The organism is Streptomyces sp. NBC_00631, assembly GCF_045206895.1.
GTDB lineage: Bacteria > Actinomycetota > Actinomycetes > Streptomycetales > Streptomycetaceae > Streptomyces.
In genome coordinates this window covers 9,395,360-9,422,028 of the sequence record NZ_CP107734.1, presented here as the reverse complement: position 1 = coordinate 9,422,028, position 26,669 = coordinate 9,395,360, and the positions used below count along the sequence as shown (strand labels likewise).

The following is a 26,669-nucleotide window of genomic DNA, read 5'->3' as shown; positions in this document are numbered from 1 at the left end:
CGCGTCTGGTCCCCGGCTGATCCCTGCCGGTGGATGCCCTTAATACGGGTCTTGGCTTCCCCGCGTTCAGTCCACTCTCACCCTTTTCTCAGGTCAGGACCTCTTGGCGAGTCACATCGGACGGTATTGGACGTTCCGTCAGCCGTTGTCGCCGTAGCGGACCCGGTGACAGAGGGCGGGGATCTCGCCCGAGGCGAGTCCCGGAAGCACCTCCGGCAGCTCTTCGAACGCGCTTTCCCCTGTGATGAGGGCGTCCAGCGCCGGGTCGGCCAGCAGGTCCAGGGCCAGGGCGAGCCGGTCGGCGTAGGTGCGGCCGGCGCGGGCGGCCGGGGAGACGGTGCCGACCTGGCTGCTGCGCACGGTGAGCCGGCGGGAGTGGAAGGCCTCGCCGAGCGGGAGGGCGATCCGCCGGTCGCCGTACCAGCTCAGGTCGAGGACCGTGCCCTCGGGCGCGAGGAGTTCCAGCGCGCGGGTGAGGCCCTGCTCGGTGGCGCTGGCGTGTACGACCAGGTCGCACTCGCCGAGAGCGTTCCCGGGGGCCGCGAAGTCCACGCCGAGGGCCTCGGCGGTCCTGGCCCGGGCCGGGTCGGCGTCGACCAGCTGGAGCCGTACGCCGGGGAAGCGGGCGAGCAGGGCGGCCACCGAGCAGCCGACCATGCCGCCGCCGATCACCGCGATCCGGTCGCCGACGAGCGGCGCCGCGTCCCACAGGGCGTTCACGGCGGTCTCGACCGTGCCCGCGAGTACCGCACGTGCCGGGGGTACCCGCTCCGGTACCACCGTCACCGCGCTCACCGGAACGACGTAACGCGTCTGATGCGGATACAGACAGAAGACCGTACGCCCGATCAGCCCATCGGGGCCCTGCTCGACCACGCCGACGCTGAGGTAGCCGTACTTGACCGGGCCGGGGAACTCGCCCTCCTGGAACGGGGCCCGCATCACGGCGTGTTGGCTCTCCGGCACCCCGCCCCGGAACACCAGTGTCTCCGTGCCCCGGCTGACCCCCGAGTACAGCGCGCGCACCAGCACCTCGCCCTCGCCGGGCTCCGCGAGGGTGACGTCGCGGAGCTCTCCGTGGCCCGGAGAGCGGAGCCAGAACGCGCGGGCCGAGGAGTTCATCGGCATCCTCCTGAACGATCGGGAAGTTGTTCACGTACCGAGATGTGCACAGCGATGAAGTGCACAGGCCGCGCACAGTACGCGGCGTTGATCGACTCTGTCACTCGGCCGGAGGACGTGCGGTGGCCCTGAACAACACTTACGAAGCCAGGCTGGTCCAGCAGGAGACCGCTGTGGGAGCGGGCGTGCAGATCCTGCTGCTGGCCCTGCTCGGGACGGCGATCGGCATGGGGCCGGCCGGCTGGCTGACGGGTCTCGCGTTCGCGATAGCCACCTGGGCGGTGCTCTCCCGGGCCCTGCACCGCAGTCGTCCCCGTTCCTTCGGTCCCGCCAACCGGGTGACTCTCGGCCGCGCGATCCTGGTCGGCGGCGTGACCGCCCTGGTCGCCGACTCCTTCGAGAGCTCCCCGCCGGTCACGTTGCTGGTGGGCCTGACGGCCGTGGCCCTCATCCTCGACGGCGTGGACGGCAAGGTGGCCCGCCGCACGGGCACGTCGACGGCCCTGGGCGCCCGCTTCGACATGGAGGTCGACGCGTTCCTGATCCTGGTGCTCAGCGTGTACGTCTCCACGCAGCTCGGGCCCTGGGTCCTCCTGATCGGCGGGATGCGCTACGCGTTCGTCGCGGCGGCGAAGGCCGCGCCCTGGCTCAACGCCCCGCTGCCGCACTCCATGGCCCGCAAGACGGTCGCCGCGATGCAGGGCATCTGCCTGCTGCTGGCCGGCGCGGACCTGCTGCCGCACCTGGCCAACCTGGGCGTGGTGCTGCTGGCGCTCGGTTCCCTGGTGTGGTCCTTCGGACGGGACGTGGTGTGGCTGTGGCGCAACGCGCGGCCGGCGGCGCCGATGCCGCTGCCGATGGAGCTGGAGCCGACGGAGGCGTCCATGGAGGCGTCCGTCGAGGGGATCGAGATGCTGGAGCTGGCGGTGCGCTGAACCGGTTGTGCCGAGGACGGCGGAAGGGGCCCGGACCGAGGGATCGGTCCGGGCCCCTTCCGGTTGGTCACGACCGTGCGCCACGCGTCCGTACGAGGGCGAACGCGGCCGCCGCCAGGCCCAGGACGCCGACGATCAGGCCCGCGATGCCGAGGCCGCGGGCGGTGGAGTCACTGGAGTCGGCGGCGGCGGTGGTCGCCTTGGCGCTGGTCTTGGTGGCCGGCGCGGCCGACGCTTCGGAGTCGTCACCCGCCGTCAGCTTGAGCGTCGGCGCCGGGTTCTCCGGCTCGTCGTCGCCGCTCTGCGCCTGTTCGATCCAGCGGACGACCTTGCCGTCGGAGTAGGTCTGCAGGGTCTTGAAGGCCAGCTGGTCGGTGTCCTCCGGCAGTTGCCCGAAGGCGACGTCGAAGTCCTCGAACTGGCCGGCACCGATCTTGCCACCGGTCCAGGTGATCTCGGACGCGGCCTCCGTGATGGTGCCGTCGTCGGTCTTGACCGGCGTCTTGAGCTTGGCGGTGGTCACCTTGGCGGTCCAGCCGTCGTGCGGGGTGACGAGGACGCCCAGGACCGGGTGGTCGGTGGGCAGGTAGACCTGGACCTTGGTGGTGGAGGCGGTGTCCTCCTCGTTGGGCACGCGGAAGGTCAGCACGCCGTCGGTGGCGCCCTTGGCGTAGCTCTCGGGGTGGACGGTGACGTGCGCGGCGGCGACACCGGCGGCGACGAGGACCGACGCGGCGGTGAGCGCGGTGACGGTGGCGGCGCGGCGGAGGGTGCGGCGAGGCGCGGACATGGCAGGCATGGTGAGTCGATCTCCGTACGAGTGAAGTCTGTCGGTGCGTCTTACGGGTGTGGGACGGTGCACGGGATCGGGTTCGGGGGGCCGCGTCGGCTCACCGCGTGCCGCAGCGCGAGCAGGGGGCGGGGCCTTGCCGGGCCGGCCGGGGCCGGCCGGAGGCCGCGGGCCGGGGCGGCGGGCAGCGGGGCGTCGTGCCACCAGGCGGCCAGGCCGGGGACGAGCCCGGCCGTCCGGCGCAGCAGCGACCACAGCGCGGCCTCGCCACGCCGCAGCCACCAGGAGGCGACGAGTGCGGCGACGACATGGGCGACGGTGGCGTGCGCGGTCAGGACGTGGAGGTGCGGGTACTGCTGCCCCGCACCCCGGACCCCCGCCATACCGGCCATATCCGCCATACCGGTCATGGCGTGACCGTGCACGCGCATGGGGGCCATGGTCATGGTGGACGCGGGTACCGGAGTGACCGCACGGGCCGCGTCGAAGCCGAAGTGCAGACCGGCCTGGGTGAGGAGCATGCCGACGCCGATCTCCGGCAGTCCGCGCTCATGCCCCGCGAGGGCCCGGCCCAGCGCGAACACGACCACGAATCCGGCCGCGTCCGCCCACAAGGGCGGCAGATCGCCCATGGCGAGGCCGTGCCCGGCGGCACCCAGAAGTACGCACACCGCGGCGAACACCGCGGCACGCAGGCTCCGTACCGCCGGTGACGCACTCATGGTGAGCGATCCTCCCACGCTGGGTGGATACGCGGGGCATGGGCGCCCCGTTCACTCGTGGCTGGGGTTTTCCCGTGCGATGGTCGCGGTTCGCTGTGAGACGAGGAGCGTGAACCCCTTGGGCCGTGGCGATCGTCGATCATGCGCTTGCCCGCATGAATCCAAACGACTCACATCGCCGCGGAGCTCCCGAACCGGAATCCTTCACCCGAACGCGTGAACGCCCCGGCCTTCACGCGGACCGGCCCTCGAAACGGACTCACAGCCCGCGTGACCGGCCCCGGCTGTGCAACGCGCCGACCTGACGGGTCCGCGAGGATCAGGCCTCGGCCACGAACGCCACGAACTCCGCCCAACCGTCCCGGCACACGGCGAAGTGCGGTCGGGACACGTCCTTGGAGTCCCGGACGCAGACGGCCCGTTCGGTGACAGCGACTTCGATACAGCTGTCTCCCTGGCTACCGCTGTGGCTGGACTTGAACCAGGCGAGTTCCGTCGTACTCATAGTTCTCCTCGCAGTCGCTCCAACAGGCCCCGTGATTCTTTGGGGTTCAGGGCCTGCGAGCGCAGTGTGTCATAGCGCTGCTGGAGAAGGCTCACCTCTTTCACGTCACCGATCAGCCGCCCGTTCTGCTGCCCTTCCGAGTACCCGAAGCGCCGCCCCTCGGGCGTCTCCAAGAGCTGCACCGGTCCATCCAGACACGCATGCAACCCCGCCTCCACCGGCACGATCTGCAGCGTCACGTTGCGCAGGGCGGCCCGCTCCAGCACATGGTCGTACATCTCGCGCATCCGCTCCGCGCCCCCGAACCGCCGCAGGAACACATGCTCCTCGACGATGAAGCTGAACGGCACCGTCGACCGCTCGTACAGCATGCGCTGCCGCTTCATCCGTACGTCGAGCAGGTTCTCCAGCCCCTCGTCGGTGACCACCGGAATGGTGCCGTCGAACACGGCCCGCGCGTATCCGTCGGACTGCAACAGCCCGGGCACCAGCCTGCACTCGTACGTGCACAGGCTGACCGCGATCCTCTCCAGCCGAGCCCACCGCCGGAACCAGACCGCCAACCCCTTGTCGCCCCGCGTCAGGAACTGAGCGGCCTTCCGTAACGCCCCGGTGTTGCCCAGCACTTCCTCGGCCCGCTCCACCAACGCCCGGTCCGGCATCCGCCTTCCCAACTCCACGGACGCGACCGTGTGTTTGGAGTACCGCACCAGCTCGGCGAACTCCGCCCTGCTGTACCCGGCGTGCTCCCGCAGCGCATGGACGACGGCCCCGAAGGTCCGCAGGCTGTCGGAGGGATCGGGCTCGCGCTCCACCTCGCAGCCCGTCAGGTCGTCGCCGTCGCTCTCGTCCACACCGTTCGTCATACGCGGCCACCTCCAGGTACGTGCGCACTCCGCTCCCCGCGCTCAACTGACCCAGAGTGACGGCAAGATCCACGTACCGTCCACGGATTGCCCTCGTACGCTGACGCAGCGTACGCACCGCGCACCTGGAACGGTGCATGTCGTCGTTCGTATGTATGACGGTCGAAGGTGCGGTGGGCGCGGTACTCCCTGGGCCGCGCCCACCGCGGTCGGTGTCAGGCCGCCCTGCGGGCCTGTCCCCGGTGGTCGCGGATGATGTCCGCGTACCGGCGGCCGCTGCCCTTGATCGTGCGGACCTGGGTGCGGTAGTCGACGTGGACCAGGCCGAAGCGCTTGTCGTAGCCGTACGCCCACTCGAAGTTGTCCAGCAGCGACCAGGCGAAGTAACCGGCCAGTGGGGCCCCCTTGCGGGCCGCCGAGGCGCAGGCCGCGAGGTGGCTGACCAGGTACTCCTGGCGCTCGGGGTCGTCGATCGTGCCGTCGGGGCGGACCACGTCCGGGTACGCGGAGCCGTTCTCGGTGACGTAGAGCTTGCGGGCGCCGTACTCGTCGGTGAGCCGCAGCAGCAGCGTCTCGATGCCGATAGCGTCGATCTCCCAGTCCATGCCGGTGCGCGGGACGTCCAGGCGGTGGACCGAACGGGCGTAGGGCGCGGGGCCGTCGGGGTCGTTCTCCACGTACGCCGGGAAGTAGTAGTTCAGGCCCAGCCAGTCGAGCGGGGCGGCGATGGTCTCCAGGTCGCCCGCCCGCTCGGGGAGTTCGACGCCATAGGTCTCGACCATGTCGGAGGGGAAGCCGCGCCCGTGCACCGGGTCCAGCCACCAGCGGTTGACGTGCCCGTCGTGGCGGCGGACGGCGGCCGCGTCCTCGGGGCGGTCCGAGGCGGCGAACACGGTGGAGAGGTTGTTCACGATGCCGACCTCGGCGCCGGGCGCGACGGCGCGGATCGCCCGGGCGGCCAGGCCGTGGCCGAGGAGCAGGTGGTAGGAGGCGCGGACGGCGGCCGTGAGGTCGGTCAGGCCGGGGGCCATCGTGCCCTCCAGGTGGCCGATCCAGGCCGAGCAGGAGGGCTCGTTGAGGGTCGTCCAGTGCTGGACGCGGTCGCCCAGGCGTTCGGCGACGACGGAGGCGTACGCGGCGAAGTGCTCGGCGGTCGGCCGCTCGGTCCAGCCGCCCCGGTCCTGGAGGGCCTGCGGCAGGTCCCAGTGGTAGAGGGTGACCGACGGGGTGATACCGGCCTCCAGCAGCACATCGATCAACTCGTCGTAGAAGTCCAGGCCCTTGGCGTTGACCGGGCCGTCGCCGCCGGGCCGCACGCGCGGCCACGCGACCGACAAGCGGTAGGCGTTAGTGCCCAGTTGACCCATCAGGCCGATGTCCTCGCGCCAGCGGTGGTAGTGGTCGCAGGCGACGTCGCCGTTGTCGTCGCCTGCGATCTTCCCCGGGGTGTGCGAGAAGGTGTCCCAGATGGAGGGTGCACGGCCGTCCTCGGCGACGGCTCCCTCGATCTGGTACGCCGCGGTTGCCGTGCCCCACAGGAAGTCGTGCGGGAGAGCGGCGAGGTCGATGGTCACGTAAGTCCCTTCGGAACTGGCGGGGTTCACTTGACGGCGCCGGCGGTCAGCCCGGCGACCAGGTAGCGCTGGAGGAGCAGGAAACCGGCCACGACGGGCACGCTCACCACGAGCGAGGCGGCCATGATCTGGTTCCAGTACACGTCGTTGAGCGTGGAGTAGCCCTGGAGCCCGACGGCCAGGGTGCGGGTGGTGTCGTTGGTCATCACCGACGCGAAGAGCACCTCGCTCCAGGCGGTCATGAAGGCGTAGACGGCGACCGCGACGATGCCGGGGACGGCGGCGGGCACGACGATCCGCAGCAGCGCGCCGAGCGGCCCGCAGCCGTCCACCAGCGCCGCCTCGTCCAGGTCCCTGGGCACCGAGTCGAAGTACCCGATCAGCATCCAGATCGAGAACGGCAGCGAGAAGGTCAGGTAGGTGAGGATCAGGCCGCCGCGGGAGCCGAAGAGGGCGATGCCGGTGGCGTTGCCGATGTTGACGTACAGGAGGAACAGCGGCAGCAGGAAGAGGATGCCCGGGAACATCTGCGTGGACAGCACGGTGACCGTGAAGACCCGCTTGCCGCGGAACTCGTAGCGGCTGACCGCGTAGGCGGCGAACACCGCGACGACGACCGAGCACACGGTCGCCGCGACCGACACGATCAGCGAGTTCACGAAGTACCTGGCGAGCGGGACCGTCGACCAGATGTCGATGTACGGGCGGATGGTCAGCCCGCTCGGCAGCCAGCGGAACTTGCCGGTGACGTCCGCGAGCGGCTTGAGCGAGCTGGAGATCATCACGTACACGGGGATCAGCACGAAACCGGTGAGCAGCGTGAGGAAGACGCGCCGGGACCAGAGGAAGGAGCGCGGCGGCGCCATCGGCGAACTGGACGGGCTAGACATCCGCGGTCCTCCGTCCGCGCGAGGTGAACACCAGGTACACGCCGGTCACCACCAGCAGGAAGAGCAGCAGCAGCACGGACATGGCCGAGCCGGTGCCGAAGTTCCAGGTGACGAAGGAGGCCTGGTAGATGTGGACCGAGATGAGGTCGGCGGCCTCCGGGGCGGACCTGCCGAACAGGACGAACGGCGTGTTGAAGTCGTTGAACGTCCAGAGGAACAGGACCAGGACCAGCACCTGGTTGACCGGGCGCAGCGACGGCAGGGTGATCCGGCGGATCTGCTGCCACATGCCGGCGCCGTCCAGGGCGGCCGCCTCGTACAGCTCCCTCGGGATGTTCTGGAGTCCGGCCATCACGATCAGGAAGGCGAACGGCCAGCCCTTCCACACCGACACGGTGAGCAGGGCGTAGAAGCTGTTGTCGCCGATCAGCCAGAAGGACGGCTTGTCGGTGAGGTGCAGCTGGTCGTGCAGGACATGGTTCACCAGGCCGTTGTCGTGCTGGAACATGAACACCCAGGTGATGACGGCCGCGTAGACCGGCAGCGCGTACGGCACCAGGAACAGGGCCCGCAGCAGGCCCCGGCCGCGGAAGGTGTCCTGCATGAACACCGCGGCCGTGGTGCCGATCAGCCAGCACAGGCCCACCGAGAGCAGGGTGAAGCCGACGGTGACGAAGAACGAGTGCAACAGGGCTTTGCCGATCGGGGCGTTGAACTCGACCGACAGCTTGTAGTTGTCGAACCCGGCCCAGGGCGCGGTGGTCCAGTCCCGGATGTAGAACTGGGTGAGTTCCTTGAAGCTCATCACGACGCCGATGACCATCGGGACGAGATGGACGAGGAGTTCGAGCAGCAGGGCGGGCAGGAGCAGCAGGTAGGGCAGTCCGATCCGGCGGATCCGCCCGGGGCGGCGGCCCGAGCCGCCCGCCGCCCCGGGGGAGTTCGCACGCACCGGCTCTTTCACAGCGGTGGTGGTGGTCGTCATCGCGTTCAGGCCGCCGGCATCTGCTGCTGGGCCTTCTCCAGCTCGGCCTTCACGGAGTCGGTGGTGATGGCGCGCCCGGCGGCCGCGTCGGCGAACAGGTTCTTCACGGCCGTGCCGACGGTCGTCTCGAACTGCGACTCCGACGCCACCTGGGGCAGGGCCGCGGCGCTGGTGCCGAGGGTGTTCTTCAGGACGGAGTTGGCGGGGGTGTTGAAGGCCGCGTCCTCCTGGGCGGTCTTCACGGGCGGGATGGAGCTGTAGGCCGTGTTGAGGATCTTCTGCTCGTCGTCACCGGTCATGAACTTCACGAACTTGGTGGCGCCGTCGAGGTTCTTGGTGTTCTTGAAGACCGCCAGGTTGATGCCGGCGACCATCGAGTTGACCTGCGTGCCGGTACCGGGGGTGCCGGACTGCACGGGCACCGGGGCGATGCCGTAGTCGCTGTCGCTCATGCCCTGCGACTTCAGGTTGGAGGAGGCCGACTGCCACAGCAGCATGGCCTGCTTGCCCTTGGCGAAGTCGCTGACCGACTGGTTCTGCGCGTACTCGGCGTCCCCGGTCGGGATGACCTTGTCCTTGGCCATCAGGTCGACGTACTGCTTGACCGCCGCGACGATGTCGTCGTTCGTGAAGTCCGGCTTGCCGTCGGAGGTGAAGAAGTCGGCACCGTGCTGCTTGGCGAAGACGAAGACGTGGTGGATGTTCTCCGAGACGTTGCCGCCCTCGGCGCCGAGCACCGACTTGCCCTTGGCGGATATCTTCTTGCCGTCGGCGACCAACTCGTCCCAGGTGGCCGGGGGCTTGGCGACACCGGCGTCGGCGAGGATCTTCTTGTTGTAGTAGAGCGCGTACGCCATCGAGTACAGCGGCACGGCCGCCGGGTCCTTGCCCGCGGCGCCCGTGGAGCCGAGCGCGGAGTCGACGAACCGGTCCTTGCCGCCGATCCTGGCGAAGTTCTTTGCGTCCCAGGGCAGCAGCGCGCCGGTCGCCTGCAGCGAGGCGCTCCAGGTGTTGCCGATGTTCAGCACGTCGGGGCCCTGGCCGGAGGTGGTCGCGGTCAGGATCCGGTTGAGCAGGTCCGACCAGGGCACGACCTCCAGCTTCACCTTGATGCCGGTCTGCTTCTGGAACTTGTCGAGCTCCGGCTGGAGCACCTTCTTGTCGACCTCGATGCTGGCGCCCTGGTTGGAGGCCCAGTACGTGAGCGTCTTCGGGGAGTCGTCGGACCCGCCCCCGGTGGACGAACCGCCACCGCAGGCCGTGGCCGCGAGGGCGAGAGACATGGTGACGGCGCCTACGGCCGCGGCTCGGATGCTGCGCATGGCTCCTGCTGTGCCTTTCCGGGAGTCGAGAACCCCGAGTGGGCTTCGCGAAGGCCGGCGCCCGTGCGTGCGGACGCCTGGACCGACGTTCGGCTCCTGAAGCCCCTCATGGCTTAATTTAGGACGTGAGTTAATCTCCCGGAGAGTAGCCCGTCAAGGGATCCGGCACGGGTAACCGCCCAGGCGGGCCGGGAACAGCCGGTTCCGGAGCGGCGGCACGCCCACACCCGACGGCGTGACCTGGGCCGAAGCCGGATGACCTGCGTGGAAAGGGGCCGCACGCCGTTCCACAACGGTTCTGTTTCGGCGCCGGGGGTGGGGGGGCGGAGGTGCGGCGACGGGGGTCGGGAAAACGGCGACTCGGAGGGCGGGAACGGCGAGGGGGCGGACGGCGATTGGGGGGCGGGAGCGGCTCCGGAGGGCGAGTCAGCGCGGCTGAGGACGGGTCGGGGCACCGGGCGTCGGCTGCGGCGGTGGGGGGCCGGGGAGGTTGTCCCCGGCCCCCCACCCCCCGCCCGGTGTCAGTGGGCAGGTGCCGCGGTCGGTGCCGGTGCGTGGCCGGACGGGCGGGCCGTGAAGGTGCCGCGGCCCTGGGTGCGGCCGCGCAGCCGGGTCGCGTAGCCGAACAGTTCGGCCAGCGGCACGGTGGCGGTGAGCACCGCCGCGCCGCCCCGTGCCGCGGACCCGGTGACCCGGCCGCGCCGGGCGGCCAGATCGCCGAGCACGCCGCCCACCGCGTCCTCGGGCACGGTCACCGTGACCTCGGCGACCGGCTCCAGGAGCGTCATCGCGCAGGTCCGCAGGGCCTCCCGGAGGCCGAGCCGGCCCGCCGTACGGAACGCCGTGTCGGAGGAGTCCTTCACATGCGTCGAGCCGTCGGTCAGGGTGACCCGCAGCCCGGTGACCGGATGCCCGCCGAGGGGACCCTCGGCGAGGGCGTCCCGGCAGCCGGCCTCGACCGCGCGGACGTACTCCTGCGGCACCCGGCCGCCGACGACCGCCGACCGGAACACGAAGCCGTCCTCGTGTCCGAGGGGCTCGACGTCCAGGACGACGTGCGCGAACTGCCCCGCCCCGCCGGTCTGATGGACGTGCCGGTGGACGAAGCCGGTCACCCCGCGGGCCACCGTCTCCCTCAGAGCGACCCGCGGCCGTCCCACCGTGACCTCGGGGCCGCCGTCCCGCCGGATCTTCTCCACCGCGACCTCCAGGTGCAGTTCGCCCATCCCGGACAGCACGGTCTGCCCGGTCTCGGCGTCGGTGCGCACCACCAGCGAGGGATCCTCCTCGGCCAGCCGGGCCAGCGCCTGCGCCAGCCGTCCGGTGTCGGTACGGCGGCGTGCCTCGACCGCGACCGAGACCACCGGTTCCGCGGCGGCCGGCGGCTCCAGGAGCAACGGCGCGTCCGGAGCGCACAGCGTGGCGCCGGGCCGGGCCGACTTCAGCCCGACGACGGCGACGATGTCACCGGCCACCGCCCGGTCCAGAGGCTGGTGCCGGTCGGCCATGACGCGGACGATCCGCGCCACGCGTTCGGTACGGCGCGTAGCCGGGTCCCACACGGTGTCTCCCTTCTCGATCGTGCCCGAGTAGACCCGGACATGGGTGAGGCGGCCGGTGGCGGTCGCGGTCACCTTGAACGCGAGCGCGGCGAACGGCCCGTCGGGGTCGGCGGCCCGCCGCTGCTCGGCACCCTGATGGGTACCGCGCACGGCGGGGACGTCGAGCGGCGAGGGCAGATACGCCACGGCAGCGTCGAGGAGCGGTTCGATGCCCCGGTTCCGGTAGGCGGAGCCGCACAGGACGACGACGGCCTCGCCGGTCAGGGTGAGGTCGCGCAGGGCACCGGCCAGGGTGCCGGTGGACAGCCGGCCGGGCGGCGCGCAGAACTCCTCCAGCGCGGCCGGGTGCAGCGCGGCCACCGTCTCCTCCAGCGCGTGCCGTCGGCGCTCCGCCTCGGCGCGCAGCTCCTCGGGCACCGGCCCGGCCGTCGGGCCGGTCACCGCCGTACCGCCGTCGTCCGCCCAGACCAGCGCGCGCATGCGCACGAGGTCGACGACGCCGGTGAAGCCCTCCTCCGTGCCGATGGGCAGCTGGACGACGAGCGGGGCCGGGTGCAGGCGGCCGCGGATCGACTCGACGGCTCTGTCGAGGTCGGCGCCCGCGCGGTCCAGCTTGTTGACGAAGGCGATCCTGGGGACGCCGTGCCGGTCGGCCTGCCGCCACACCGACTCGCTCTGCGGCTCGACGCCGGCGACCGCGTCGAACACGGCGATCGCGCCGTCGAGGACGCGGAGGGAGCGTTCGACCTCGTCGGCGAAGTCGACGTGGCCGGGGGTGTCGATGAGGTTGACGCGGTGCCCGTGCCAGGCGCAGCTGACGGCCGCGGCGAAGATGGTGATGCCGCGGTCGCGTTCCTGGGGATCGAAATCGGTGACGGTGGTGCCGTCGTGGACCTCGCCGCGTTTGTGGATGGTGCCGGTGGCGAAGAGGACGCGTTCGGTGACGGTGGTCTTTCCGGCGTCGACGTGGGCGAGGATGCCCAGGTTGCGAACGACGGCAAGAGGGTTGACGGAGTTCGGGTGGAGTTCGGTGCGCATGGCCCGATGCCTTTCGAATGACGTTCCCGGAACGGCTCCCGGAAGGGACTGCGCAATTTCCCGTGCGGCGAAGTTCACCGGTCATGACCGACGGCACGTCAATATGACTGCATATGCCGGTAGTTGATGGATCCGGTCGCGCGTCACGGAGTCCGGTGCCGGCCGCGCAGCGGGCACCGGAGGGACGGGGACACGAGGATCACCTCGTAGCGGGAACGGGGAGAGGCGACGGCGGTGCGGTCCCGCATGGCCCTCTCCCCCTCATTCGTCCGAACTCGTCACGGCAAAGCACCCGGACCGCGTTCTGCGGCTACGGTGCGTGATATCTGGTGAGTGTAGGCAGGGGGCACGGGGAGCGGCACCCGGTTTTCGACCCGCTGCTTCGATCCGGCACTTCGGCGGAGGTCCCGACGGCGCAAAGACCCCGGCGGCCAGGCGGCAAGCCCGTCACGGAGGCCCGGCACCGGCTCGGCACTCCGGTGGGCGGCCTCCGGTGGCCGGGCGGCGTCTCCGGCGCTCACCGGCAAGTACGCTGACCAGGCAGCGTCCCGGATGGCGACCAGATGGCTCCGGCGGCCGGCGGGCAGGCCCGGTTCGCCGGACGGTGACCTCCGTGGCCCTTTCGGGAGATACCGGTTCGTTCGCTTTTCTCCACTCCTCGGAGAATGAGGGGACTCGTTGTCCCGGCATTTTCCGGACATTCATCTGGTCGGCCTCGATAACTCCACGCACAGGGAAGGCGCTTTCCGCAACGGCGGGCGGGAGTGGATCGGTTCACGGGCAGAGACCGCCGCATCTCCAGCGATTGGCCGAAAAGCACGCTTTACGGCTCCCACACGGACATCGGCACGCCGATCTCCCGCACCGGCACCGCCGGGCCCGGAAAGGACGTCCGGAACGCCCCGGATGCACATCATCCCGGGTGAGGCACGGACCGGGCCTTCCGATATCACCACAGCAGGAGTCGATGTGGAACATGTGTGGACATTCGGTGAAGTGCTGCTCGTGGCTGAGAAATTGGGATCCCGCCTCGGGTTCGGGCGGGGCGCACAATGGCCGGGAAGCACTCCGTCCCGGTGGCCGGTGGACGCTCTACCACTGTAGGAGCAGGCCTAATCTGATGCGCGAGCAGGCTGAATGGGCCCGGCAGGCGGACGGATTGGAATCGATTGGACACGGAAAAGACGCGGAGAGCGCCATTCGCCGCGCTGCGCCCGGGTGCCACGATGCCGGTCGCCGCGCAGGTGCTCATCGCGGGGACGCTCTTCTCCCGTCTCGGTGACACGCTCGCCACCCTGGGCCTGGTGCTGCACGCCGCGGACCGGGACATCCGCTTCGGGGTGACCGAGGTGATGCTCGCCGAGCTCGTCCCCACGGTGCTCGCGGCACCGCTGATCGGTTCCGTGGTGGACCGGTTCAGTGCGCGGGCCGTCTGCCTGTGGGCGCTGCTGGTCCAGGCGCTGTCCCTGGGCGCGGCCACCGCGGTCGGCGGGTTCCATGTACGGGTGGCCCTGGTCGCGCTGTCGGCGCTGGCCGGCGTGGCCTCGGTGGCCGCGGGGTTCAAGATGCTGCCCGTCGTGGCCGGCGAGGAGCACACGGGCCGGGCGAACAGCCTGCTGACGGCCGGCCTGTCCGTCGCGGGACTGATCGGCCCTCCCATGGCGGGCTTCCTGAACTCCCTGTGGGGCACCCCCGCGCTGCTCGCGGTGGACGCCGCGTCCTTCCTCGTGCTCGCCGGCTGCACCATGCTGGCGGTGCCCAGCACCGTGGACGTGGCGATCGGCCGCCGCCCCGCCACCAGACTGGCGGACGGCTACCGGGCGCTGCGCGACGCGCCGGTGGTGGGCACGCTGATGCCGGCGCTGGCAGCGGCGATGGTGGCCACCAGCATCGAGAACGTCGCGGGCGTCTACTACCTGCGGGACGTCGTCAACGGCAACGACACCGTGTTCGGTCTCTTCCTGGCGACCTGGGCCCTCGGGTCCGTCCCGGGCGCGTTGCTCGCGGGCCGCGCGGGCTGGTCGGACCGGCACAGCCTGCTGATCGTCGGCGGCGTCCTGGGCATCGGCACGGGCCTGCTCGTCACCGGTCTGGTCCCGGTGACCGCGGTGATCTTCCCGCTGTTCCTGATCGCGGGCTTCGGCAACGGCGCCTGCAACGTCGGTCTGCGCAACGCGGTGCACGCGCGCGTGCCGGCCGAGGTGCACGGCAGCGCCTGGGCCTGCTTCCAGGCGCTGTCCCGCAGTTGCATCGGCGTCGGCTACCTGCTGGGCACGCCCAACAGCGCGGTCTCCAGCCAGGGCCAGGTGATCATCTCCGGCGTCATCCCGCTGGTGGCCATGGTGTGGGCGGCTCTGGTCACCCTCCGCCGCGGCGGGCCCACCGTGACCGAACCCTCCTCCTGACCGGCCGACCGGCTGGTCGGAAAGTAACGGGACCCGGAACGGCCCCCCTGCCGCACCGTCCGACCACTCCGGCGCCCCGCCGATGGCCGCCCCTCGTCGACGTCCCCGACCACCGGCCGGTCGGCCTGCCCCCACCCAGGCGGCGTCCACGAGTACGCGGGCGGCGTCATCGCTGTGCCCCCGGGCGGCATCGACGACATCCGCATCGCGAACCGGCCCCCTGACCGTGCGCATTTCCCCGAGGCCGGGCGAGCCGACCGCCGACGAGCCGGCGCCCGGACAAGGCGACCGTCCCCTCTGCGGGGGCGCGCGCCGGCCCGATCCGAATGGCAGTCAGTTGGTCTAGTCCTCTTGACGGAAGGGCCCGTTCGGCGGTTTGGTATGTACCAAATCCCGGCCCACCCCCCACCACCCCGCCCTAGATGGGCATCCCGAAAGGGCCACTGTCATGCACCTGACACGATTTGCGGCCTCCGCGTGTGCCCTCGCACTCGCGGCCACCGGCGTCACCGTCGCGCTGGCCCCCGCCGGCAACGCCGCGGCGAGCAGCGTCTACTCCGTGGCTCCCTACGTCGACATGTCGAACAGTCAGGAAGGACTGCTCGACACCGCCGTCACCGGACACGGCCTCAAGGCCTACACGGCGGCCTTCGTGCTCGGCGAGGGCTGCACCCAGATCTGGGGCGACACGCTCCCCATAGGCAACGACTCCTACACCGACCCCGAGATCGCCAGGGCGAAGTCCGAGGGCGCCTCCGTCATCGTCTCCTCCGGCGGGGCGAGCGGTGAGCCGCTCGCCTGGACGTGCTCCACCCAGAGCAGCATCGACGCCGGCTACCAGGCCATCATCAACGACTACGGCGTCACCCAGCTCGACTTCGACGTCGAGGGCGCCGCCGTCGCGGACACCGCCGCCGCGGCCCGCCAGATGCAGGCGATGAAGGACCTCAAGGCGTCCAACCCGAACCTGCGGTTCTCCATGACCCTGCCGGTGCTGACGAGCGGGCTCACGAACGACGGCGTCAACATCCTCAAGGCCGCCAAGAACGCGGGCATCAGGATCGACGTGGTCAACATCATGACCATGGACTACTACGCGGGCACCGGCACCGAGATGGGGCAGGCCGCCCTCTCCGCCGCCAGGGCCACGCTGGCGCAGATGCAGTCCGTCGACTCCGGCTACACGTACGCCGACCTCGGCATCACCCCGATGATCGGCAAGAACGACGACGGGTCCACGTTCACGCTCGCGGACGCCCAGACCGTGGAGAGCTTCGCCGCCCAGAACGGTGTCGGACGGCTGGCGTTCTGGTCGGCCAACCGGGACCAGCCGTGCAGCGGCAGCGCCAACTCGCTGTCCACGTGCAGCGAGATCAGCCAGAGCAGCCTCGCGTTCACCGACGCGTTCGTCCCCTACGAGGGCAGCTCGGGCGGCGGCGGAGGCACGACCACCGACTTCTCGCTGTCCCTGTCGCCGGGTTCCGCCTCGGTCACCCAGGGCGGTTCGGCGACCGCGACCGTCGCCACCGCCGTCAGCTCCGGCAGCGCCGAGTCCGTCAGCCTCGCCGCCTCCGGTGCACCCTCGGGCGTCACCGTCACCTTCAGCCCCGGCTCCGTGACGTCCGGCGGAAGTTCGACGCTGACGGCGGCGGTCGGATCGTCCGTCGCCGCGGGCACCTACCCGATCACCGTCACCGGCACGGCCGCGAGTGGCAGCCACAGCGCGACCTTCACGCTCACGGTCACGTCCTCCGGCAGCGGCGGGGGCGGCGGTGGCGGTTCGCTGACCAACGCGGGCTTCGAGACCGGCAGTCTGAGCCCCTGGACCTGCACGGGCGGCAGCGCGGTGGTCTCCGGGCCGGTGCACAGCGGCAGCCACAGCCTCCAGGTGACGCCGAGTTCCAGCAGCACCGGCGAGTGCGACCAGAGCGTCACCCTCGCCGCCAACCACAGCTACACGCTCACCGCCTGGGTGCAGGGCCCGTACGCCTACCTCGGAGTCAGCGGCGGTGCCACCGCGAGCACCTGGTCGAACAGCGGCAGCTGGAACCAGCTCACGGTCGGCTTCACCACCGGCAGCAGCGGTACGGTCACCGTCTACGTCCACGGCTGGTACGGCCAGTCCAACGTCGACGCGGACGACTTCACCCTCGCCTGAGGGCGCCGCGCGTACCGGAGACAGCGGCAGGACGGACATCGGGCCGACGGGCAGTCCGGTCCGTGCGCGCCCCGGCGGCGGCCTCGGGCTTCACCTCCCGGGCGAGTCGACGGGGTGCGTTTCGCGCTCCGGTCCGGACGACGAGGCTCCGCAGCCATATTGACTTGCACTCGTCAACCCTGCTTGCCTGGACCCCACACCCCGATTGGTCTGCACCACTGACGCACTCTCCTTTTGAATCGATTCACATCGTCCCCGCCCCAAGGAGAAGCAGATCACATGCGCACACGCTCAAGACCCGGCACGGCGATCGCCGCCCTCGCACTGATCGGAGCCGCCGCAGCGGCCGGACCGGCCCTGCCCTCACCGGCGTTCGCGTCTTCCAGCCCCAACCCATGGCCGGCCCACGTCTTCGCGCCGTTCGTGGACACCTGGTCGGGCAACGTCACCCTCGCCGACACCGCGAACAGTTACGGCACCAAGTTCTTCACCATCGCCTTCGTCGACGGGCCGGGCTGCCAGTGGACGATCGGCGGACAGGCGGCACTGCAGTCCCAGATCGACAGCCTCCGGGCCCTGGGCGGTGACGTCTCCGTGTCCTTCGGCGGCTACGGAGCGGACACCGCGCTGACCGAACTCGGTGACTCCTGCGGAAGCCCGGCGGCGGCGGCCGCGCAGATCGAGTCGGTCGTCACCACCTTCGATCTGTCGCACATCGACTTCGACGTGGAGTCCGCGTCGCTGACCAACGCCGCCGGCATCGACCGCCGGGACAAGGCGCTGACCCAGGTACGCGACTGGGCCGGTGCCAACGGCCGCTCGCTGTCCATCTCCCTGACCCTTCCGGCGACCTCGGGCGGGCTGAGCGGCGACGACGTCAGCCTGCTGGACAACGCGCGCTCCAACGGCTTCACCCCCGACGTCGTCAACCTGATGACGATGGACTACGGGGCCGCGGGCATCGAGATGGGCACGGCCGCCAACCAGGCCGTGGACGCCGCCGCCGGCCAGGTGGCGAGCGTCTTCGGCATCTCCACGGCCGCCGCGTACGCGAAGCTGGGCAACACGCCGATGATCGGGCAGAACGACAGCGCCGGCGAGGTCTTCACGCTCGCCGACGCGAGCAGCGTCGAGGCCTACGACGCGTCCAAGGGCATCGCCCTGCTGTCGTACTGGTCGCAGAACCGCGACAACGGCGGCTGCCCGGGCCAGACCACGGCCTCGGGCACCTGCAGCGGCATCAGCCAGAACACCGGTGACTTCGCCCGGACCTTCCAGCAGTTCACCGGCGGTGCCGGCACCGGCGGCACCGTGTCGGTGCCGCCGGGGACCTGGGCGCAGTGCGCCGGCGAGGGCGGCACGTGCGCGATCAGCGGGCCGACGACGGTGGCCTACGGGACGGGAGGAAGGTTCAACTACGGCACCGAGACCGCCTCGACCTCCTGCTCGAACACCGTCTTCGAGGATCCGGCCCCCGACGTCGTCAAAGCCTGCTATTCCGAGACCGCGCCACCCGCGGCGAACGTCTGGACCCCCTGCGCCACCGAGGGTGGCACCTGCTCGTACGCCGGCGTGATGACCGTCGCCTACGGCGCGAACGGCACATACACCTATGCCACCGTGCCGAGCACCGCCTGCAGCAACACGGCCTTCCCCGACCCCACCCCCGGCACCGCCAAATCCTGCTATCTGATCGCCCCGCCACCCACGTTCACCACCTGGACCTCCTGCGCGGCCGAGGGCGGGACCTGTTCCTTCAGCGGTCAGCACGAGGTCGCCTACGGCGCCGCCGGACGGTACGTCTACCGGGCCGTCAGCGGCTCGACCGGGTGCAGCAACACCGTCTTCACCGACCCCGTCGTGGGCACCGCGAAGACCTGCTTCGTGCAGTAGCCCCGGCTTCCGGCCGAGCACGCCCCTTCAGGGCTGCTCTGCCGGGCCGGATGAAACGTTCCAATCACCCGGGGCACTTCTGTGCCCCGCCCCCTCCCCGCCCTTCCCCTGCGAGATTGAGGAGAACCATCCCGTGAAAGGCGCGTTCCGTATCGCGCTCGTCGTCGGCCTCGGCCTGGCCTTCGGCGGCGTGGCACCCTTCGAGTCCCCACCCCGGGCGACGGCGGCCACCGCGGCCGCCACCACCCCCGGCGACCAGTACGACCTCGCGCCGACCTCCCGGACGTTGGCACCGGTGTCGGTCCACCGGACCGCCGGGTCGGTGAGCGATCCCACCCATGTGCTGTCGCACCAGGCCACCCGGCTGAACGGCAACGGCTCCGCCGTGACCCTGGACTTCGGCAAAGAGGTCGGCGGCATCGTCACCCTCTCCTTCTCCGGCGCGAGCGGCGCGGGGCAGAGCGTGGGGCTGGCCTTCAGCGAGTCGTCGCTGTACGTCGGCAACAGCAGCGACAACTCCGGCGGCGGTACGGACGGCGCGATCTACGCGATGGTCAACGGCGCCGGCAGCTACACCATGCCCGCCGACAAACTGCGCGGCGGCTTCCGCTATCTGACGCTCTTTCTCAACTCCGGTGGCTGGGTGGACGTCAACGGCGTCTCGCTCGCCTTCTCGGCCGCCCCCGGAGCCACGAACCCGGCCGCCTACCCGGACTACTTCTACTCCAACGACACCCTGCTCAACCGCATTTGGTACGCCGGGGCCTACACCGTCCAGATGGACACCATCGATCCGACCCAGGGGCGGGTGTGGCCCCTGCCCTCCTCCGGGTGGGAGAACAACGGCGTGGTGGGGGTGGGCAGCGAGGTCCTGACCGACGGCGCCAAACGCGACCGCTCCGTATGGCCCGGCGACATGGGCATCTCCCTGCCCACGGCCTATGTCAGCACCGACGACATGACCGCCGCCCGCAACTCGCTGGCCACCGTGTACCAGATGCAGCAGTCGTCGGGCGAACTGCCCTGGGCCGGTCCGGAGTTCAACTTCTTCGGTTCCGACACGTACCACATGTGGACGCTCCTCGGCACCTACACCTACTACCTGGACACCGCCGACCGGACCTGGCTCGACGGCATCTGGGCGCAGTACAAGCGCGGCGTCGACTTCATCACCGCCAAGGTCGACGGGAACGGCCTGCTCGATGTCACCGGAACCCTGGACTGGGCCCGCACCGGCCAGGGCGGGGAGAACATCGCGGCCAACGCGATGCTCTACCGGGTCCTGACCACCGGCGCGTCCCTGGCCCGCACCGAGGGCGACACCACACTGGCGACCAGCTACGGCAACCAGGCCGCGGCACTCAGAACGCAGATCAACTCCAGTCTCTGGGACGCGTCCGCCGGCGCCTACAAGGACAACCCCACCAGCACCGTCCACCCGCAGGACGGGAACTCCCTGGCCGTCTGGTACGGCGTGACCTCCACAGCCGCGCAGGCCGACAGTGTGACCGCCTACCTGCGCACCCGCTGGGGCAGCCGCGGCTCGCAGACCCCGGAGTGGAACAACAACATCTCCCCGTTCACCGGCTCCATGGAGGTCTATGCCCACCTCGCCGCCGGTGACGACACCAACGCCCTGAACCTCATCCGGACCGAGTGGGGCTTCATGCTCGACTCGCCGATCGGCACCAACAGCACGTTCTGGGAGGGCTATTCGAACCAGGGGGATGTCGGCCCCTACGGCGGCTCCTTCACCAGCATGGCGCACGGCTGGTCCACCGGTCCCACCGGAGCGCTCACCTCCGACGTCCTGGGCATCCAGCCGACCAGCGCGGGCGGCACCGCCTACCAGGTGGTCCCGCACCCCGGCGACCTCACCCACGTCGAGGGCACCCTGACCGTCGCCGCCGGAAAGACCGTCCACGTCAGCTACGACCACCCCGCCGCCGGCGGCTTCACCATGCGGGTCGACACGGGCTCCGACACCGGCTCCACCGGGGTGATCGCCGTACCCAGGTTCGGCCAGAGCCACACCGTCACCATCAACGGCACCACCGCCTGGAACGGCACCGCCTTCACCGGCGCCACCGGTGTCGCGAGCGCGGACCAGGACGCCGACTACATCTACTTCCGCGGTGTGCAACCCGGCTCGTACACCGTCGCCTACCCGACCACGGGCACCGTGTCCCCCACCGAGCACACCGCGCTGCCGGGTACCTGGGCGCAGTGCGCGCTGGAGAACGGCACCTGCTCGGTCTCCGGCACGCAGACCCTGGCCTTCGGCGCCCAGGGCCGGTTCAGGTACCTCACCGCCACCGGCGACACCGCCTGCACGAACACGGCGTTCGGCGACGACCCGATCAGCGGCATGGCCAAGGCCTGTTACGTCCAGACGCCACCGTCCACGACGAACGTCTGGGCCCCGTGCGCCACCGAGGGCGGCACCTGCTCGTACGCCGGCGTGATGACCGTCGCCTACGGCGCCAACGGCACATACACCTATGCCACCGTGCCGAGCACCGCCTGCAGCAACACGGCCTTCCCCGACCCCACCCCCGGCACCGCCAAATCCTGCTATCTGATCGCCCCGCCGCCCACGTTCACCACCTGGACCACCTGCGCCGCGGAGAACGGCAGCTGCTCGTTCACCGGCACCCACGAGGTCGCCTACGGGGCCGACGGCCACTACTCCTACGGCAGCTTCACCGGCGGCACGCCCTGTGACAACGCTGTCTTCGACGACCCGGCCGGCGGGACCGTGAAGGCCTGCTACGTCCAGTGACTCCCCCTCGTACATGCCTCGCACTCCGTCATCGAAAGCCCGAAAGACCGGAAGAAGGTGGAACATGGCTGGCTGGAGACCTTTACGCATCCCCGTCCTGGCCCTGATCAGCGCCCTGCTCTGTACCCTCGCGTTCGGCACGAACGCCGGTGCCGCCCAGCCCGGGGCGCCCTCCGGCTGGTCGACCGTCTTCGCCGACGACTTCAACGGGGCGGCCGGTACGGCCCCTTCGGCGGCGAACTGGATGTTCGACACGGGCCCGGGTTCCAGTTTCGGGACCAACGAGATCGAGACGATGACCTCCTCGACCGCCAACACCCGTCTGGACGGCAACGGCAACCTCGCCATCACCGCCCTCAACTCCGGCGGAGCGTGGACGTCGGGCCGCATCCAGACACCGACCGCCGACGTGGGCGCACCGGCCGGCGGCAAGCTCATGGTCACCGCGTCGATCATGCAGCCGAACCCCGCCGTCGGCTCCGGGTACTGGCCGGCGTTCTGGATGCTCGGCCCCGGCCAGTGGCCGGAGAACGGCGAGATCGACATCATGGAGGACGTCAACGCCCTGTCCGAGGTGGCCGGCACCGTCCACTGCGGCGTCTATCCCGACGGACCGTGCAAGGAGGGCACCGGCATCACCAGCGGTCTGCGGGCCTGTGGCGGCTGCCAGACGGGCTACCACACGTACTCGATGATCCTGGACCGCACCAACACCTCGGCCGAGTCCATCACCTTCTACCTGGACGGCAGCGCCTACTTCTCGGTCGGCGAGAGCCAGGTCGGCACCGCCACCTGGCAGGCCGCCTTCGACCACAACCTGTCGATCATCTTCGACCTCGCCATGGGTGGCAACTTCCCGAACGGCGCGTGCGGTTGCACCACGCCCTCCGGTTCGACCACGTCGGGAGCCACCATGAGCGTGGACTACGTCGCCGCGTACACGACCGGCGGCACGGGCACCACCGTCCAGGCCCTGCCGGGCACCTGGAACCCGTGCGCCGGCGAGGGCGGGACGTGCGCGGTCAACGGGAGTTCGGCCGTGGCGTTCGGCGCGGGCGGCAGGTTCGACTACGGCACCGAGAGCGGCCCGACCGTGTGCGGCGTCGACGCCTTCGGCGATCCCGCGACCGGGGTGGTCAAGTCGTGCTACGCCGAACCCGCACCGCCGACGACCAACGTGTGGGCGCGGTGCGCGGGTGAGAACGAGACCTGCTCGTACAGCGGTGTGATGACCGTCGCCTACGGCGCCAACGGCAGTTACTCCTATGCGACTTTGGGCGGCAACACCAGCTGCTCCAACGCGGTGTTCGGCGATCCGGCCGGGGGCACCGTCAAGTCGTGCTACCTCGTCGGTGCGCCGCCGTCCTTCGTCACCTGGACGAACTGCGGTGCCGAAAACGGCAGTTGTTCGTTCACCGGCACTCATGAGGTCGCCTTCGGGGCCGACGGCCAGTACTTCTACGGCAGCTTCACGGGCGGCACACCCTGCAGCAACACGGTCTTCGGCGACCCGGTCTACGGGACGGCCAAGAACTGCTGGGTCCAGTAGGGGCACGCATGAGGAGGGCCGGTTCCCCGGGCACACCGCCCGGGGAACCGGCCCTTTCCATACCGGAGTTACTGGCCGAAGCCGTAGGCGAACAGGTGGTCGGTGCCCGTCGAGCCGGTCACCGGCAACGTCACCGACGCCACCTGCTTGGACGCGTCCAGCGGTACCTTGGTGGCGAAGACGTAGGTCTTCACACCGTCCCGGCCCCCGCTCCCGGTGTTCCGGTAGGCGGTGGTGACAGCCGTCGTGTCACTCGGCAGCGGCTTGCTCGGTCCGCCGTTGAGCGTCCAGTCCGAGAAGCCGACCGTCGCCTGGGTGGTGGTGCCGTCGGTGTAGGTGACGGTCAGCGTCCCCGAGACCCCGCTGGTCGGCGCGTTGACCGCCGCCCCCAGCAACCCCAGCGACGTCCCCGACGTGCCGGCCGGCATCGGGAGGGTCTGGCCGGCCATCTCCACGTTGTCGAGCTGACCGGACGTCACCGTCGGCCAGGTGTAGGAGATTCCGTCGACCGTGAGGGTGGAGCCGCTTGTGACGCCGGCCGCCGACAGCGCGTTCTGCGAGTAGGCCCAGCCGCCGCCGTCGAAGCCGCCCGAGTAGCTGGTGCCGTCGGGGTAGATGCCCTCGTTGGTGGCGTACGGCCACAGCGCGCCGGCCTTGGCGACGGCCACGCGGAGGGTCGCCCCGGACAGTGCCGTACCGGTGCTGTGGTCGGTCAGGGCGAAGGTGACAGGGTACGTTCCCTCGTCCGCGCCCGCGGTGACGTGGACCTTGGCCTCGGCGCTGCCCGAGGCGGGCACGGTCAGTGAGCCGGATGCCGTGTCCAGGGTGACGCCGGAGGGTGCCGTCGCCGTCCAGTCGACCGTGACGGCCTTGCTGCCGAGGTTGGTCAGGTCGAGGGTGGCGTCACCGGCCGCGCCCGGCTGGAGGACCAGACCGTTGCTGGGACCGGTCGCGGCCAGTACCCGGCCGCCGCCCGTGGTGTCCGACGGCGGCACCGCCGACGCACCGGACGCCCAGGCGGTGTTCGGCTGGGTGCCGAGCGTGTAGCCGAGCGTGCCCGCGCCCTCGAACTGCTGGAACGACAGCCAGGAGCTGTTCCACGCCTTGCCCTTGACGTTCAGGGACTGCACGTACGGCGCGTCGGGAGCGGCCTGCGGCGCGTTGATCCGCACCGTCCTGCCGTTGCCGAGGGTCACCTGGGCCACCGGGAACGCCGGGCTGCCGAGCACCAGGGTGTCCGTGCCCGGGGTCTCCGGGTACATGCCGAGCTCGGACCAGACGTACCAGGAGCTCATGGCGCCGAGGTCGTCGTTGCCGAAGGAGCCGACCGGGGCGTTGAAGTACAGGTCCTGCTGGGCCGCGCGGACGGCCGCCTGGGTCTTCCACGGCTGACCGGTGTAGTCGTACTCCCAGGGGATCTCGACGCTGGGCTCGTTGCTCAGGTCGGCGTCCGTGCCGCCGGGGCTGGTGATGTCGTCGAGAAGGCTGTCCAGGTAGGACGAGTACGCCTTGGCGCCACCACGAGCCTGGATGAGCTGCTGCAGGTTGAAGGGGACCATGGGGGTGTACTGGGCGGAGGTGCCCTCCACGAAGCCGTTGGAGGTGCCGGGGGTGAACCCGCCCGCGAACTGGCCGTCCTTGTTCCTGGCCTGCAGATAGCCGCTCTGCGGGTTGAAGACGTTCATCCAGTCCTGGGCGCGGGTGGCGAACTTCTGGTAGACGGCCGTCCTGCCGAGCGACTTCGCGAAGGCGGCGAGGGCGTAGTCGGCGGAGTCGTACTCCAGTTGGGTGGAGACCGGGCCGTAGAAGTTGCAGCAGTTGTAGTCGTTCTCGTCCAGCGGGAGGTAGCCCTTGGTGTCCCGTACCGACTCGCCGGGGCGGTCGTTGTTCGGGACGGTGGCCTCGTGCTGGAGGGCGGCGAGGGCCTTGGCGGTGTCGAAGTCCCGCGCGCCGAAGGCGTAGGCGTCGGTGATGATGCCGGCGGCCGGGTCACCGACCATCACGTAGCTCTCGCCGTTGTTCGAGGCCCACTTGGGCAGCAGGCCCGTCTGGTCGTAGCCGTTGAGCATCGACGTGACGACGTCACTGGCGACCTTGGGCTCGACCATGGCCATCAGCTGGGTCTGGGAGCGGTAGGTGTCCCAGCCCGAGTAGTTGGCGTACTGGGCCTTCTGGCCCTTGGCCAGCTGGTGGATCTGGTTGTCCATGCCCATGTACTGGCCGTTGTCGTCCGAGAAGACGTTCGGGTGCAGCAGGGCGTGGTAGAGCGCGGTGTAGAACTGCGTCTGCTGGTCGGTGGCTCCGCCGCCGACCTGGATCTTCTTCAGTACGGTGTTCCAGGCGTCGTGGTTGGCCTTCTCGACGGCGCCGGTGTTCCAGTTCTTGATCTCCTTGCCGAGGTTGTCCGCCGCGTTGGCGTCACTCGTGTACGAGATGCCGACCTTCGCCGTGACCGTGGGGTTCGCGGAGGTGTCGAAGGTGAGGTACATGCCGTTCGCGCCGGTCGTGGGCGGCTGGGCGGCCTTGGCCGTCCTGGACAACCGTGACGCGGCGGTCTCATGGACCGTCGGGGCCGGCTTCGCCGGGACGGTGAAGTGCTTCTCCTTCAGCGGCTTCGACGTGGACTTCTGGGGAGCCTGCTGGACCTTGCCCGCCTTCAGCGACCGGGCGTCGGGGGTGATGGTGCTGCCGACCCAGGTGCCGCTCGCGGTGAACGGCCGGTCGAACTTGATGTCGAAGTGCAGCGTGTACCGGTTGCTCGCGCCGCAGAAGTGGCCGCTGTCGATCGCGCCGCTGATCTCCTTGCTGTTGACCACCTGGACGCGGGTTCCGTCCACCTGGGTGGCGCCCCCGCTGAGCTTGAACAGCAGGTTCGCCTGCTGGTCCGCGGGGAAGGTGAAGGTGCCGAGACCGGCCCGGGTGGTGTCGGTCAGCTCGGTCTTCACCCCGTTGGCGTCGGTGACCTTGTAGGACCCGATGGCGGCCTGCTCGTCGGCGTGGCTGAAGCCGACGGACGTGCTGCCGAGGTCGCCCGAGAGCGCACCGGTCACCGGCAGGACGGGCAGGTCGCCCGCGACCGGGCAGCCGGGTCCGGAGACGTGGGTGAGGCTGAAGCCGGAGATCTTCTTGTCGGCGTACTCGTAGCCGCCGCCGTCGGGGCGGTCCGGCGTCGTGTCGGGGCCCCACTGCACCATGCCGGCCGGCATGTCGGGGCCGGGGAAGGTGTCCACCGCACCGGAGGTGCCGATGAGGGGGTTGACGAGGGACGCGGGGTCCGCCACGAGGGCCGGTGTCGCGGTGCTCGCGGCATGGGCGCTCGCGACCGCCTGGAGCGGCAGGGCTGCCATGCCCAGAACGCAGACCACAGCCAGGCGTTGGCGGAATCTTCCTCGGGTGGTGCGTGGTGCGGGTGAACGTCGGGGTCTCACCATCGGTTGCCTCCGCAGCAGTTCGTGCTTCGCACATCAGGTGTCGGCGCGCCGAGAAACACCGGAATGCCGGCGACAGGCAACGAGCCCGGTCGCCCCCACGGCGTCCTGACAACGTTGCCATGCACGAGTGTTGAGTGAAA

17 protein-coding genes are annotated in these 26,669 nt (G+C 70.3%); 6 read left to right on the top strand and 11 right to left on the bottom strand.

Annotated elements, in window-relative coordinates:
• Positions 1 to 138: 138 nt before the first annotated feature.
• Positions 139 to 1,122 carry a dehydrogenase gene (locus tag OHB00_RS42710; protein WP_406443229.1) on the bottom strand — a complete coding sequence of 328 codons (984 nt, stop codon included), beginning with the start codon at positions 1,120 to 1,122 and terminating at the stop codon, positions 139 to 141.
• A gap of 122 nt (positions 1,123 to 1,244) precedes the next feature.
• On the opposite strand from OHB00_RS42710, the gene OHB00_RS42705 reads away from it, so the two are divergent.
• Positions 1,245 to 2,057 carry a CDP-alcohol phosphatidyltransferase family protein gene (locus OHB00_RS42705; protein ID WP_406443227.1) on the top strand — a complete coding sequence of 271 codons (813 nt, stop codon included), beginning with the start codon at positions 1,245 to 1,247 and terminating at the stop codon, positions 2,055 to 2,057.
• A 67-nt stretch (positions 2,058 to 2,124) separates the two neighbouring features.
• Here the strand turns inward: OHB00_RS42705 and OHB00_RS42700 are convergent, their stop codons facing one another.
• The 9 genes from OHB00_RS42700 to fusA form a co-directional block, all read right to left on the bottom strand.
• Positions 2,125 to 2,847 (bottom strand): YcnI family protein, encoded by a 723-nt coding sequence (locus tag OHB00_RS42700; RefSeq protein WP_406443225.1) that lies wholly within the window; start codon positions 2,845 to 2,847, stop codon positions 2,125 to 2,127.
• 50 nt (positions 2,848 to 2,897) lie between these two features.
• Positions 2,898 to 3,569 (bottom strand): hypothetical protein, encoded by a 672-nt coding sequence (locus OHB00_RS42695; protein WP_406443223.1) that lies wholly within the window; start codon positions 3,567 to 3,569, stop codon positions 2,898 to 2,900.
• Between the two features lie 319 nt (positions 3,570 to 3,888).
• Positions 3,889 to 4,074, bottom strand: a complete 186-nt coding sequence (locus OHB00_RS42690) for a DUF397 domain-containing protein (protein ID WP_406443221.1) — start codon at positions 4,072 to 4,074, stop codon at positions 3,889 to 3,891.
• Positions 4,071 to 4,940, bottom strand: a complete 870-nt coding sequence (locus OHB00_RS42685; RefSeq protein WP_406443219.1) for a Scr1 family TA system antitoxin-like transcriptional regulator — start codon at positions 4,938 to 4,940, stop codon at positions 4,071 to 4,073. The genes OHB00_RS42690 and OHB00_RS42685 overlap by 4 nt, the downstream gene beginning before the upstream one ends.
• A gap of 215 nt (positions 4,941 to 5,155) precedes the next feature.
• On the bottom strand, positions 5,156 to 6,514 hold the full coding sequence (locus OHB00_RS42680) for a GH1 family beta-glucosidase (RefSeq protein ID WP_406443217.1): 1,359 nt from the start codon (positions 6,512 to 6,514) through the stop codon (positions 5,156 to 5,158).
• Positions 6,515 to 6,540: 26 nt separating this feature from the next.
• Positions 6,541 to 7,380: a carbohydrate ABC transporter permease gene (locus OHB00_RS42675; RefSeq protein WP_406446217.1), complete on the bottom strand. Its 840-nt coding sequence runs from the start codon at positions 7,378 to 7,380 to the stop codon at positions 6,541 to 6,543.
• A 16-nt stretch (positions 7,381 to 7,396) separates the two neighbouring features.
• Positions 7,397 to 8,389, bottom strand: a complete 993-nt coding sequence (locus OHB00_RS42670; RefSeq protein ID WP_406443215.1) for a carbohydrate ABC transporter permease — start codon at positions 8,387 to 8,389, stop codon at positions 7,397 to 7,399.
• A 5-nt stretch (positions 8,390 to 8,394) separates the two neighbouring features.
• A complete protein-coding gene (locus tag OHB00_RS42665) occupies positions 8,395 to 9,711 on the bottom strand; it encodes an ABC transporter substrate-binding protein (protein WP_406443213.1) in 1,317 nt (438 codons plus the stop codon).
• 521 nt (positions 9,712 to 10,232) lie between these two features.
• Positions 10,233 to 12,311 carry an elongation factor G gene (gene fusA / locus OHB00_RS42660; protein ID WP_406443211.1) on the bottom strand — a complete coding sequence of 693 codons (2,079 nt, stop codon included), beginning with the start codon at positions 12,309 to 12,311 and terminating at the stop codon, positions 10,233 to 10,235.
• Between the two features lie 1,226 nt (positions 12,312 to 13,537).
• Here fusA and OHB00_RS42655 point away from each other — a divergent pair.
• The 5 genes from OHB00_RS42655 to OHB00_RS42635 all read left to right on the top strand — a co-directional run bounded on the left by OHB00_RS42655 (position 13,538) and on the right by OHB00_RS42635 (position 23,098).
• Positions 13,538 to 14,716: an MFS transporter gene (locus OHB00_RS42655; RefSeq protein WP_406443209.1), complete on the top strand. Its 1,179-nt coding sequence runs from the start codon at positions 13,538 to 13,540 to the stop codon at positions 14,714 to 14,716.
• Positions 14,717 to 15,164: 448 nt separating this feature from the next.
• Positions 15,165 to 16,874 carry a carbohydrate binding domain-containing protein gene (locus OHB00_RS42650; RefSeq protein ID WP_406443207.1) on the top strand — a complete coding sequence of 570 codons (1,710 nt, stop codon included), beginning with the start codon at positions 15,165 to 15,167 and terminating at the stop codon, positions 16,872 to 16,874.
• 279 nt (positions 16,875 to 17,153) lie between these two features.
• On the top strand, positions 17,154 to 18,767 hold the full coding sequence (locus tag OHB00_RS42645) for a hypothetical protein (protein ID WP_406443205.1): 1,614 nt from the start codon (positions 17,154 to 17,156) through the stop codon (positions 18,765 to 18,767).
• Between the two features lie 133 nt (positions 18,768 to 18,900).
• On the top strand, positions 18,901 to 21,549 hold the full coding sequence (locus tag OHB00_RS42640; RefSeq protein WP_406443203.1) for an MGH1-like glycoside hydrolase domain-containing protein: 2,649 nt from the start codon (positions 18,901 to 18,903) through the stop codon (positions 21,547 to 21,549).
• A 64-nt stretch (positions 21,550 to 21,613) separates the two neighbouring features.
• Complete coding sequence (locus tag OHB00_RS42635) at positions 21,614 to 23,098, top strand: hypothetical protein (RefSeq protein WP_406443201.1); 1,485 nt, start codon at positions 21,614 to 21,616, stop codon at positions 23,096 to 23,098.
• 68 nt (positions 23,099 to 23,166) lie between these two features.
• Here the strand turns inward: OHB00_RS42635 and OHB00_RS42630 are convergent, their stop codons facing one another.
• Complete coding sequence (locus OHB00_RS42630; RefSeq protein WP_406443200.1) at positions 23,167 to 26,445, bottom strand: lectin; 3,279 nt, start codon at positions 26,443 to 26,445, stop codon at positions 23,167 to 23,169.
• Between the last annotated feature and the right edge of the window lie 224 nt (positions 26,446 to 26,669).